10 protein-coding genes are annotated in these 11,264 nt (G+C 75.5%); 7 read left to right on the top strand and 3 right to left on the bottom strand.

The genetic code is table 11. The features are described from left to right. Window positions 1-120 precede the first annotated feature (120 nt). Together ACZ7RU_RS10510 and ACZ7RU_RS10505 are read left to right on the top strand one after the other, a co-directional pair. Window positions 121-768: a TetR/AcrR family transcriptional regulator gene (locus ACZ7RU_RS10510; RefSeq protein WP_470340485.1), complete on the top strand. Its 648-nt coding sequence runs from the start codon at window positions 121-123 to the stop codon at window positions 766-768. A gap of 130 nt (window positions 769-898) precedes the next feature. Continuing rightward, on the top strand, window positions 899-1,579 hold the full coding sequence (locus tag ACZ7RU_RS10505; protein ID WP_470340484.1) for a DUF6445 family protein: 681 nt from the start codon (window positions 899-901) through the stop codon (window positions 1,577-1,579). Window positions 1,580-1,678: 99 nt separating this feature from the next. On the opposite strand, the gene ACZ7RU_RS10500 is transcribed toward ACZ7RU_RS10505, so the two are convergent. Next, on the bottom strand, window positions 1,679-2,296 hold the full coding sequence (locus ACZ7RU_RS10500; RefSeq protein WP_470340483.1) for an endonuclease: 618 nt from the start codon (window positions 2,294-2,296) through the stop codon (window positions 1,679-1,681). A gap of 160 nt (window positions 2,297-2,456) precedes the next feature. On the opposite strand from ACZ7RU_RS10500, the gene murQ reads away from it, so the two are divergent. Further along, window positions 2,457-3,368: an N-acetylmuramic acid 6-phosphate etherase gene (gene murQ / locus ACZ7RU_RS10495; protein ID WP_470340482.1), complete on the top strand. Its 912-nt coding sequence runs from the start codon at window positions 2,457-2,459 to the stop codon at window positions 3,366-3,368. A gap of 58 nt (window positions 3,369-3,426) precedes the next feature. Here the strand turns inward: murQ and ACZ7RU_RS10490 are convergent, their stop codons facing one another. Continuing rightward, window positions 3,427-4,074 (bottom strand): TetR/AcrR family transcriptional regulator C-terminal domain-containing protein, encoded by a 648-nt coding sequence (locus tag ACZ7RU_RS10490; protein WP_470340481.1) that lies wholly within the window; start codon window positions 4,072-4,074, stop codon window positions 3,427-3,429. A gap of 127 nt (window positions 4,075-4,201) precedes the next feature. On the opposite strand from ACZ7RU_RS10490, the gene ACZ7RU_RS10485 reads away from it, so the two are divergent. Continuing rightward, window positions 4,202-5,497 carry an MFS transporter gene (locus ACZ7RU_RS10485; protein ID WP_470340480.1) on the top strand — a complete coding sequence of 432 codons (1,296 nt, stop codon included), beginning with the start codon at window positions 4,202-4,204 and terminating at the stop codon, window positions 5,495-5,497. Between the two features lie 287 nt (window positions 5,498-5,784). Beyond that, window positions 5,785-7,281 (top strand): TolB family protein, encoded by a 1,497-nt coding sequence (locus tag ACZ7RU_RS10480; protein ID WP_470340479.1) that lies wholly within the window; start codon window positions 5,785-5,787, stop codon window positions 7,279-7,281. A 94-nt stretch (window positions 7,282-7,375) separates the two neighbouring features. Here the strand turns inward: ACZ7RU_RS10480 and ACZ7RU_RS10475 are convergent, their stop codons facing one another. Continuing rightward, window positions 7,376-8,941 (bottom strand): glutamate synthase subunit beta, encoded by a 1,566-nt coding sequence (locus tag ACZ7RU_RS10475; protein WP_470340478.1) that lies wholly within the window; start codon window positions 8,939-8,941, stop codon window positions 7,376-7,378. A gap of 191 nt (window positions 8,942-9,132) precedes the next feature. Between ACZ7RU_RS10475 and ACZ7RU_RS10470 the strand changes: the two genes are divergently transcribed. Beyond that, on the top strand, window positions 9,133-9,813 hold the full coding sequence (locus tag ACZ7RU_RS10470) for a response regulator transcription factor (protein WP_470340477.1): 681 nt from the start codon (window positions 9,133-9,135) through the stop codon (window positions 9,811-9,813). Next, complete coding sequence (locus ACZ7RU_RS10465; RefSeq protein WP_470340476.1) at window positions 9,810-11,195, top strand: sensor histidine kinase; 1,386 nt, start codon at window positions 9,810-9,812, stop codon at window positions 11,193-11,195. The genes ACZ7RU_RS10470 and ACZ7RU_RS10465 overlap by 4 nt, the downstream gene beginning before the upstream one ends. Window positions 11,196-11,264: the final 69 nt, after the last annotated feature.

Raw genomic sequence — 11,264 nt, 5'->3', positions numbered from 1 at the left:
CTCGCGGACGCTCACCCGGGCGGCCGGTCCGACCGCCCGGAAGAAACTTAGGACGGACCAAGCTTCTGGGTCAAACCTAATTACTGTGCTCGACCCATCGACCTGCGCTACGCTCCCGCCATGACCGAGACCGGGACCACGCCGAACCTGCGCGAGCTCAACAAGCGCCGCACCCGCGAGGCGATCTCGCACGCCGCGACCAGGCTCTTCATCGAGCGGGGCTTCGACCGCACGACCATCGCCGAGGTCGCGGCGGCCGCGGGCGTCGCCAAGATGACCGTCACCAACCACTTCCCGCGCAAGGAGGACCTCTTCTTCGACCTGCACGAGGAGCTCGCCGGCCGGCTCGCCGGAACCGTCGCCGAACGCGCGCCGGGCGAGTCCGCGCTCGCCGCGCTGCGCCGCGACTGCCTGGCCGGTCTCGACCGGCACGACGCCCGGCTCGGCTTCTCCGGCCAGGCCTTCGCCCGCACCGTCTTCGACAGTCCCGCGCTGGGCGCCCGGCTGCGCGAGCTGCACGAGCAGAGCGAGACGGCACTCGCCGAGGCGCTGGCCGAGGCCGTGCACGAGAGACCCGTCGGCTTCGAGTGCCGGGTCGCCGCCGCGCTGCTCGCCGCCGTCGACCGGGCGGTGTTCGCCGAGGTGTTCCGGCGCACCCTGGCGGGCGAGGAACAGGCGGCGATCGCCACCGCGGTCCGCCCCTCGGCGGTCCGGGCCTACGACCGCCTGGAGGGCGCCCTGGGGAGCTTCGCCGTACGGGAGGACTAGAGCACCGGAGCACCGGACCACCGGCCCCGCGCCCGGCGCCCCGGGAATCGGACCAGGTCAGGGCAGCCTTGACGAAAGGTTGACCTGCTCACGGCAGAACGTTGACGATCACCGCCCCTATCGTCGGCCCATGCCCCCACAGCCCATCAGGCCCACCGCCCTGCCGGTCCTGCCCTACCGCAAACCCACCCGGGGCCGGGACTACTGGGTCCTGGACAACGTGCTGCCCGACCCGGACGCCGTCCGGGAACGCTGCCTGGCCCGAGGGGACTGGACGGAGGGCTACCCGCACCGCCCCGAGACATGGCCCGGACTGCGCACCATGCCGGGCCTGGAACCCGACGAGCTGGCGCGGGTCGAGGCGCTGGTCCGCAAGGCCACCGGCGCCTCCCGGCTCTGGGTGCAGAGCACCCCGGGCGGCGGCACGCTCAACCACAACTGCGTCCAGGTCGTCGGCGCCGGGGAGTCCGAGTCCCGCCCCCACACCGACTCCCGCGCGCTCTGCCGCTACGCCGCCGTCCTCTACCTCAGCCCCGGCGCCCCCAAGGACGCCGGCACCAGCTTCTACCGCCAGCAGTTCCCCGGCGGCCGCCTCGGCGGCAACCTGGTCAACGCCCCTCACAACAACCTGGTCGAGGCGCTCGGCACCCGCCACGTCCCGGCCGACCACTTCACGGAGGACGTCCGCGTCCCCAACCGCTACAACCAACTGCTCCTCTACCACGCCAACCTGATCCACAGCGCCACCGGCTACTACGGCACCGAGCTGGCCGAGCGGCGGATGACGGCGGTCTTCTTCTGGATGGCCTGACCCGCCCGGGCGCTCGGAACCACCGGGACCTCTGGACCACCTGGACCTGGGACCGCCGGGACCTCGGGACTCCGAGCCGGCCCCCGAACGGCCCGCACGTCACCCCGCCCCCACGTGTGCCAGGCTCGCCCTGGTCAGCGCCGCCGCCAACCGGGCCAGGTCCCCCGGCCCGACCAGCGCCGCCAGTCCTTCCGGTTCACCCGGCAGCCCGAGCGTCCGGGCCTCCTCCAGCACCCGGTCGTCGAAGTACGGCCGCAGCGAGGGCCAGACCGCCTGCGCCTCGCGCCGGAAGATCCCGGCACCGACCGGCCCGATCCGGGGGAACTCCCGGAGCAACTCACCGATCCGCTCCGACTCGCCCCCGGCCTCCTCCCGCAGCCGCCGCAGGTCGCCGTGCCAGCGGTCGAGCAGCAGCTCGGCCCCCTGCCCGAGCGCAGTGGCGGTGCTCTCGTCGTAGCGCACGTAGTGGGCCCGGCCCAGGGCGTCGATGAGCGTCCCGCGCCGGGCGTCGGCCATCGCACGCGGGGTCCGCAGCCCGGCGGCCGACAGTTCGCGGGCCGCCGCGGTGGCGGTGCCGGCGCTGATCCGCACCGAGCACAGTACGGTCAGGACGAGCAGCCGGTACAGCGGCGAGGGCTTGTCCCGCAGCGTGATCCCGGCCTCCTCCGCGTAGGTGCGGCCGAACCGGTCCAACAGTTCGGCAACGGTCGGTTCCACGGCCACCACCTCCTTCCCTCCACGCTTGCCCGGATTCGGGCACCTCGCACCGGGGGAGGCTGGCCGTATGAGCGAGCGCAGCATGGGGGTCCCCCCGGCCGAGGCCGGGGAGAGTCATGAAGAGGTGCGCATGCGCGAACGAAGCGAGCGAGGCGGGCGCATGAGCCGCAGCCGTGACGCCGTTCCCGCCACCGAGACCGTCCGCCCCGAGTGGGCCGCGATCGACCAGTTGCCCACGGTCGAGCTACTTCGCCTGATGAACGCCGAGGACCGCACGGTGCCCGCGGTGGTCGCCGGGGAGCTGGACCGGATCGCCGCCGTGGTCGACGCCGTGGCCGCCCGGATGGCGCGTGGTGGCCGACTGGTCTACGCCGGCGCGGGGACGGCCGGGCGGCTCGGTGTGCTGGACGCCGTCGAGTGCCCGCCGACCTTCGGCACCGATCCGGCGCTGGTCGTCGGCCTGATCGCGGGCGGGCGCTCGGCCGTCACGGCGGCCGCCGAGGGCGCCGAGGACCGCACCGACCTCGCCGAGGCCGACGTCGCCGCACTCGCCCTCTCCCCCGCCGACACCCTGGTCGGCGTCTCCGCCTCCGGCCGCACGCCCTACCCGCTGGCCGCCGTCCGCGCCGCCCGGGCAGCCGGGGCGCTGACCGTCGGGCTGGCGTGCAACCGGGGCTCGGCGCTCGCGGCCGCGGCCGAGCTGGGTGTCGAGGTGGAGGTCGGACCGGAGATCCTGGCCGGATCGACCCGGCTCAAGGCGGGCACGGCGCAGAAGCTGGTGCTCAACCTGCTGTCCACGGCCGTGATGGTCCGCCTCGGACGGACGTACGGAAATCTGATGGTCGACCTGCGCGCCACCAACGACAAGCTGCGCGGCCGCGCCCGACGGATCGTCGCCGAGGCGACCGGCGCCGACGAGGCCGCGGTCGACCGCGCCCTGGCCGCGACCGGCGGCCGGGCCAAGGACGCGGTCCTGTCCCTGCTCGCGGACGTGGACGCCCCCACCGCCGCCCGCCTGCTCGCGGCCTCCAACGGCCGACTGCGCGAAGCCCTCCGCCTGGCCCGCTCCTGAAGCCCGCATCCTCGGGGCCGCCGAAATCCAGGAGCCGGCCCTGACGGCCCTGACGGCCCTAACGCCCCTCTCCCGCCTCCCCCGCCTCCCGCGCGATCTCCGCGCGGAACCCCTCGACCAGCACCCGCAGCCCGTACTCGAAGTCGGCGTCGTGGTCCGTCATCCGCAGCACGTCGACCGCCTCGCGCAGCAGCGGCAGTTCGCTCAGCGCCTCGTCCGGGAACGGCGGCCGGTCGCGGTCCGCGGCGTCCTGCCGCCAGGCCTGCTCCTCGGTGACCCAGCCCATGATGTAGCGGTCGACGGTCAGCAGCAGCCGCAGCGCCGTGCGCGGGCGCAGCCCGGCCCCGCAGAGGGCACTCAACTGGGCCTCGACCGCTGGGAGTTCGCTCTCTGTGGGCAGGGTTCCGGCGTGCACCCGGGCGCCGTCGCGGTAGGCGAGCAGGGCGTTCCGCTTGGCGCGGGCGTCGGCGGCGATCCACTCGGGCCAGTGCGCCGGGTCCGGCTCGCGGTCGGGCGGGAGGGCCTCGGCGAGCATCGCCTCGGCCATCAGGTCGAGCAGTTCCCGCTTGCTCTTGAAGTGCCAGTACAACGCCGGTGACTGGACGCCGAGTTCACGGGCGAGCCGGCGGGTGGTCAGCCCGTCGATGCCCTCCTCGTCGAGCAGGCGCAGTGCCGTGCGCACCACCTCGTCGCGCCGCAGCGCCATCCGATCGACCTCCCGGGTTAATCGCTTGCCAGACCCACCTTATCGCCGATAAGTTCCCGAGCTGGAATTTATCAGCGATAAGGAGAGCCGTCGCCACGCCGACGGCCGCGAAGGGATCCCGCCCCTCATGACCTCCGGACCGGACACGACCTCCGGAAGGGACCGTTTCCGGTCCCGACTGCTGCCCGACACCGCGCCCTGGCGGTCCTCCCGGGACTTCCGGCTGACCTGGACCTCCGGCACGGTCACCCTGCTCGGCTCGATCTTCACCATGACGGCGATCCCGCTCCAGATCGCCGACCTCACCGGCTCACCGCTGGCCGTGGGCGCGGTCGGCGCGGTGGAACTCGTGCCCACCGTCCTGTTCGGCCTCTACGGCGGCGTCCTCGCCGACCGGGCCGACCGCCGCACCGTCGCCCTGGTCACCGAGGTCGCACTGGCCGCCCTCAGCGCCCTGCTGCTGGCCAACGCGCTGCTCGGCACGCCCTCCGTCTGGCCGCTCTACGCCGCCGCCGGGGTGGCCGCGGCACTCCAGGGCATCCAGCAGCCCTCGGTCGAGGCGATGGTCCCCCGGCTGGTTCCCCAGGACCAGTTGGTGGCGGCGGGCGCCCTGCTCTCGCTGCGCTGGAGCGTCGGTGGCGTGGCCGGCCCGGCGGCGGCCGGCCTGCTGATCGCCACCGCCGGCGTCCCGGCGGCCTACCTGGTCGACCTCGGCACCTTCCTGATCTCGATCGCCCTGCTCGCCCGGGTCCGGCCGGTCCCCTCCGCGCGGGACGCCGAGGCGCCGCAGCTCACCGAGTTCCTCGACGGCGCCCGGTACGCGGCCCGGCGGCCCGACCTGATCGGCACCTACCTGGCCGACCTCGCCGCCACCGTCTTCGCCCTGCCCACCGCGCTCTTCCCGTTCCTGGCCGCGGACCTGGACGCCACCTGGGCGCTCGGCCTGCTCTACTCGGCCAGTGCGGCCGGCAGCCTGCTCGCCGCCGCGACCGGCGGGTGGGCGGGACGGGTGCACCGGCACGGCCGGCTGGTCCTGCTCTCCGCCGCCCTGGTCGGCGCGGCGACGGCCGCGGCCGCGTTCGCCCCGGGACTGTGGACGGTGCTGCTCTGCCTGGCCGTCGCGGGCGGCGCGCACTGGATCGGCGACACCTTCCGCAGCGCCATCTGGAACCAGTCCATTCCCGACGAACTCCGGGTCCGCGCCGCCGGGTTGGAGACGCTGATCGGCTCCGCCGGACCGGCCCTGGGCGACCTCCGGGCCGGCGGGCTCGCCTCCCGACAGGGCATCCGGGCGGCCCTGCGCACCGGTGGCCTGCTCTGCCTCGGCAGCTCGGCCGCGCTGTCCGCCGCGATCCCCGCGCTCTGGCGCTACGACCAGCGGGCCCACCGCACCGAGCCGGCCACCGCGGAGCCCACCCCGTGACGGACCTCACCCAAGGGCCACCCCCCGCGCCCCACAACGCACTCCCACGCCCTCACCCTCCGCCCCCTGTACGCCGATCTCCTGACACCCCTGTCGCCGGATCGCCGCAACGGCCGTACGTACCCGACTCGGTCGCGTCCGCGGACTCCCGGCACGGATGCGCCGCTCCCGGCGCACAACCGTTGACCGACCGCCCCGCCCGGCGGTTGGCTCACCCCGAGCCGGCCGCCGGGGAGTTCGGCGTCCACCGCCGACGCGGCACGGCCGATCCCAGGGGAGGGAACCAGATGATCCGCATCCGCCGCCCGCTGCGCACGGCCTGCGCCGTCGCGGCCGCCGCACTGGCCGCCGCCGTCGCCGCACCGGCCCAGGCCGCTCCGGCCGAAGCGGGCCCGGCCGGCTGGCCGGGTTCCCGCACGGAACGCGTCTCCGTCGGCCTCGGACAGGCCCAGGCCACCGGAGCCTCGCAGGCCGAGGGCCTGAGCGCCGACGGCCGCTTCGCCGTCTTCACCTCGGAGGCCGCCGACCTGGTGCCCGGCGACACCAACGGCACGTCCGACGTCTTCGTCCGCGACCTGTGGACCGGCCACACCGAACGGGTCGACACGGGCCCGGGCGGCGCCCAGGCCGACGGCGCCTCCTACCAGGCCGCCATCAGCGGCGACGGCCGCTACGTGGCGTTCAGTTCCACCGCCACCAACCTCGCCCCCGACGCCAACCGCGGCTCCGAGGACGTCTACGTCCACGACCGCCGGACCGGCGAGACCCGGCTGATCAGCGTCGGCAGGACGGGAGCGCCGCAGACCGGCAAGCTCTCCGGCGTCCCCTCGATCAGCTGGGACGGCCGCTACGTCGCCTACCAGTCCAACCGCGGTGACCTCGCCCCCGGCACGGTCACCTGGTTCGGCGGCAACATCTACGTCACCGACCGCTGGACGGGCGACACCCGCCTGGTCAGCATCGGCGCGGACGGCAGGGAGGCGGACGCCTCCTCCTCCGCGCCGGAGATCAGCGCCGACGGCAACACGGTCGTCTTCATCTCCAAGGCGACCAACCTCCTGGACCCGGGCCGGGCCGGCGCCCTCTCCCCGGACGCGGTCGCCGAGCTCAAGGCCGGCTCCGACCAGGAGTTCACCGCCGACTCGTTCCGCCCCCACTCCCGCGCCGACGCCCTCCCCGACGCCCTCCCCGATTCCCGACCCGACACCCGCGCGGAGATCCGCAAGCCGCGCACCTACCCGCTGTACGCCCGCGACCTGCGTACCGGGCGGACGAGCCTGGCCAGCCCGGACGCCGACGGCGGATACAAGGGCGTGGTCAACCCCTCGATCAGCCCCGACGGCCGCTACGCCGTCTACTCCTCCTGGGTCCTGCACGGCGACTCCCAGTGGGACCGCCACTTCGAGGTCTACGTCCGCGACCTCGAGCAGGGCACCGAGACCCTGGTCAGCGCCGGCCTGCCCGGCACGACGACCACCCTGAGCTCCTACGACGGCCGGATCACCGCGGACGACCGGTGGGTCCTCTTCAGCTCTGAGGCGGCGAACCTCGTCCCCGGCGACACCAACGGCGCCGAGGACGTGTTCCGGCACGACCTGTGGACCGGCCGCACCGAGCGGGTCAGCCTGGCGGGCGACGGTTCGCAGAGCACCGGCCCCTCGCACGCCCCCTTCCCCGGCGCCTTCGGCACCACCGTGGTGTTCACCTCGTCCGACGGCACTCTCGTCCCCGGGGACACCAACGGCGTCGAGGACGTGTTCCTCCGCCGCCTGCCGCTGTTCTGACACCCCGTCTGTTCTGGCACCCGCCTGTGCTGGCACCCGTCCGACGGGCCGCCGGACCCCGCAGCAGCCCTGCCCGGCGCGGGCGCTCCCGGACTCACACCGCGAGCGCGCGCGCCGAGGCCCGGATCGGCGCCGGCAGCTCCGTCCACCCCCGCAGGTACCGGTCGACCGCCGCCGCGACCGCCCGCCCCTCGGCGATCGCCCAGACGATCAGCGACTGCCCGCGCCCGGCGTCCCCCGCGACGAACACGCCCTCCGCCGCCGTGGCGAAGCCGTCGTCCCTCGCCAGGACACCCCCGGCCCCGGTGGCGAGGCCGAGTTGGGCGAACAGCCGCCGGTCCGGCTCCGGCCCGGTGAACCCCAGCGCGAGCAGCACCAGTTGCGCCGGCAGGCTGCGCTCGGTGCCGGCCCGCGGGCTGCGGTCGGCGGGTTCGGCCTCGGCGAAGCGGACGGCGGCCAGTCGGCCGTCCGGGCCAGGCTCGAAGCCCACGGTGGCCGCCGCGAACACCCGGGGCCCGGCCTCCGCGGCGCCGGCCTCCTGGTGCGAGGTGGTCTCCCGGTAGACCTTGGGGTGCACCGGCCAGGGCTGCCCGGCGTCCCGGCCCCGCGGCGGACGCTGGTTGACGTCCAACTGGGTGACCGACGCGGCACGCTGGCGCAGCGCCGTCCCCAGGCAGTCCGCCGCCGTGTCCCCGCCCCCGACGATCACCACGTCCCGTCCCTCGGCGGACACCGGCGAGACCGGGCGGTCGCCCTCGTCCACCCGGTTCGCCCAGGTCAGGTACTCGATCGCCTGGTGCACCCCGGACAGGTCCCGTCCCGGCACCGGCAGGTCCCGGCAGGCGGTCGCGCCCACCGCGACCACCACCGCGTCGTACCCGGCCCGCAGGTCCTCGCCCGGGACGTCCCGGCCGACCCACACCCCGGTGCGGAGGTCGACGCCCTCGGCCCGCAGCTGGTCCAGCCGACGCTCCAGCCGGTGCTTCTCCAACCGGAACGGCGGGATGCCGTACCGCAGCAGCCCGCCCGCGCGGTCGGCCCGCTCGTACACCGTGGTGGTGTGCCCGGCCCTGGTCAGCTGCTGGGCGGCGGCCAGCCCGGCCGGGCCCGAGCCGATCACCGCGATCCGCCGACCACCGGCCCGCTCCCGGCACTCGGGCGGCCGGGGCACGTCCCAGCCCGCCTCCCAGGCCCGGTCGGCGATCGCCAGTTCCACGTTCTTGATCGTCACCGCCGCGCCGTCGATCGCCAGCACGCAGGCGCTCTCACAGGGCGCCGGGCAGAGCCGCCCGGTGAACTCCGGGAAGTTGTTGGTCGCCAGCAGCCGCGCCGCGGCCGCCCGCCAGTCCGCTCCCCCGCCCCGCTCCTCCGCCCCCGACCCCGGATCCGACCCCGTCCCAGCCCCTGACCCCGTACCAGCCCCCGACCCCGGATCCGACTCCGCCACCAGCCGGTTCCACTCCGGCACCAGGTTCCCCAGCGGACAGGCACTGTGGCAGAACGGCAGCCCGCACTCCATGCACCGCCCCGCCTGCCCGCCCACCACCGGCAGCAGCGCCCCCGGCCGGTACACCTCCCGCCAGTCCCCCAGCCGCTCCCGCGCGTCCCGCCGCGCCCGCTCCGCGCGCGGAGTGGTGAAGAAGACCATCCGGTCTGCCATCGCGGCCTCCGGCAGGGCGTGCCGACACGGACCCGGCGACCCGCCCACCCGGCGGCGCGCCACCGTACGGCCACCGTACGCCCGCGAAGCACCGCGCGAAACCGGCGGCCGTCGCCGACCGCCCCGGGAGCGAGCCCAACACCCCGGCCCCGCCCGGAAACGCCGTGACCACGCCGGGGAGAATCTCCGCCATGACCCACACCGTGCTGATCGCCGAGGACGACCGGGCCATCCGCGACTCGCTCGCCCGCGCCCTGATGCTGGAGGGCTACCGGGTGCGGGTCGCGGCCGACGGCGCCCAGACCCTGGCCATCCTCGCCGAGCAGCGCCCGGACGTCCTGGTCCTCGACGTGATGATGCCCGAGCCGGACGGTCTGGAGGTCTGCCGCCGGCTGCGGGCGGCCGGCGACCGCACCCCGGTACTGATGCTCACCGCCCGGGTCGAGGTCCCGGACCGGATCGCCGGCCTCGACGCCGGCGCCGACGACTACCTGGTCAAGCCCTTCGACGTGGACGAGCTGTTCGCCCGGCTGCGCGCCCTGCTGCGCCGCCACCCGCCCGGGCCCGCCGCCGAGGTGCTGACCGTCGCCGACCTGCGGATCGAGCCGCCGGCCCGGCGAGCCTGGCGCTCCACCCGGGAGCTCGAACTCTCCCGCACCGAGTTCGACCTGCTGGAGCTGCTGGCCCGGCACGCCGGCGCCGTCCTCGACCAGGCCACCCTGTACGAGCGGATCTGGGGCTACGACTTCGGCCCCGGTTCGAAGAACCTCGCGGTGTTCATCGGCTACCTGCGCCGCAAGCTCGACCTCCCCGGCCTGGCCCCGCTGATCCACACCGTCCGCGGCGTCGGCTACACGCTGCGCGAGCCGTGAGCGGCCCGGCGGCGCGCCTCCGCCGGCTGCCGCGCCCGGGCCTGCGCACCACCCTCGCGCTGGCCTTCGCCGCGATCGCCGCGCTGGTCGCGGTGCTGATCGGCGCACTCGGCTACCACGCCGCGGCCCGGCTGATCCGGGACGACGAGACCGCCGACTTCACCGCCGCCGTCGACTCCGTCGACCGGCAGGTCGAGCGGCAGGTCCTCTTCCCGGGCGACTTCTCCGGGCCGAGCGGGCTGAGCGACGACCTGGTGCGCCCGATCCGGGTCACCACCCAGTCCCTCGACCCCGACGGCCGGATCGTCCCCGGCACCGCCCGCCTCGACCTGCCGCCGACGCCCGCCGACCACGAGCTGGCCCGCGCCGAGCAGCCCGGCCGCACCGCCACCGGGTTGCGGCACTGGCACGGCGGCGCCTACCGGATCGGCGTGGTCTCGCTCGGCGGTCGGCGCGGCGCGGTCCAGATCATCCAGCAGGTCGGTCCCACCGAGGAGCTGCTGACCGCCCTGCGGACCCGCACGGCGGCCCTGGTGGCGGTCGTCGCGGCGCTCGCCGGCGCGGCCGGCCGGCTGCTCGCCCGGGGAATCGCCGGACGGCTGGTCCGGCTCACCGAAGCGGCCGAACTGGTCGCCGCCAGTGGGCGGTTGGACGTCCCGGTGCCCGCCGCCGGAACGGACGAGGTGGGCCGGCTCGGCCGGGCCTTCGACCGGATGCTGGTCCGGCTGGCCACCGCCAAGGAGAACCAGCGCCGGCTGGTCCAGGACGCCGGGCACGAGCTGCGCACCCCGCTGACCAGCCTGCGCACCAACCTCTCGGTGCTCCCCAGCCTGGACCGGCTGCCGCCCGCCGAACGGGCCGCCCTGATGACCGACCTGGCCGACGAGGCCCGGGAGTTGACCCAGCTGGTGGAGAAGCTGGTGGCACTCGCGGCGGACCGCCGGGCGGACGAGCGGCCGACCGGGGTGGTGCTCGCCGACGTGGTCCGGCAGGCCGCCGCCCAGGCCCGGCGGCGCAGCGACCGGGAGATCACGGTGGACGCGGACGCAACCGTCGTCACCGCCCGGCCGGACGCCCTGGCCCGCGCGGTGGGCAACCTGCTGGACAACGCCGCCAAGTTCGACCCGGCCGGGACGAGTCCGATCGAGGTGGTGGTGCGCGGTCCGCGGGTGGAGGTGCGCGATCGCGGCCCGGGCATCGACGCGGCCGACCTCGAACGGGTCTTCGACCGCTTCTACCGGGCCACCGCGGCCCGCAGCCTGCCCGGCTCCGGCCTGGGCCTGGCCATCGTGCACGAGGTGGCCCGCTCGCACGGCGGGACGGCCTTCGCGGCCAACCGGGAGGGCGGCGGCGCGGTGATCGGCTTCACCCTCGGCTCCTGAAGACACGCCCTGAGCCGCCTCGGCACGAAGCGGGCGGGCCCCGGCTCACCGCCGCGGCCCGCCCCTGCT

It is taken from the genome of Kitasatospora sp. NPDC114501 (assembly GCF_055633695.1).
This window is presented reverse-complemented; position numbering and strand designations above follow the sequence as displayed.

Bases quoted from the DNA above. Each gene is read 5' to 3' on its own strand.
- ACZ7RU_RS10485 (WP_470340480.1), top strand. From the start codon at position 4,202: ATGACCTCCGGACCGGACACGACCTCCGGAAGGGACCGTTTCCGGTCC.
- ACZ7RU_RS10470 (WP_470340477.1), top strand. From the start codon at position 9,133: ATGACCCACACCGTGCTGATCGCCGAGGACGACCGGGCCATCCGCGAC.
- ACZ7RU_RS10480 (WP_470340479.1), top strand. From the start codon at position 5,785: ATGATCCGCATCCGCCGCCCGCTGCGCACGGCCTGCGCCGTCGCGGCC.
- ACZ7RU_RS10505 (WP_470340484.1), top strand. From the start codon at position 899: ATGCCCCCACAGCCCATCAGGCCCACCGCCCTGCCGGTCCTGCCCTAC.
- ACZ7RU_RS10475 (WP_470340478.1), bottom strand. From the start codon at position 8,941: ATGGCAGACCGGATGGTCTTCTTCACCACTCCGCGCGCGGAGCGGGCG.
- murQ (WP_470340482.1), top strand. From the start codon at position 2,457: ATGAGCCGCAGCCGTGACGCCGTTCCCGCCACCGAGACCGTCCGCCCC.
- ACZ7RU_RS10510 (WP_470340485.1), top strand. From the start codon at position 121: ATGACCGAGACCGGGACCACGCCGAACCTGCGCGAGCTCAACAAGCGC.
- ACZ7RU_RS10490 (WP_470340481.1), bottom strand. From the start codon at position 4,074: ATGGCGCTGCGGCGCGACGAGGTGGTGCGCACGGCACTGCGCCTGCTC.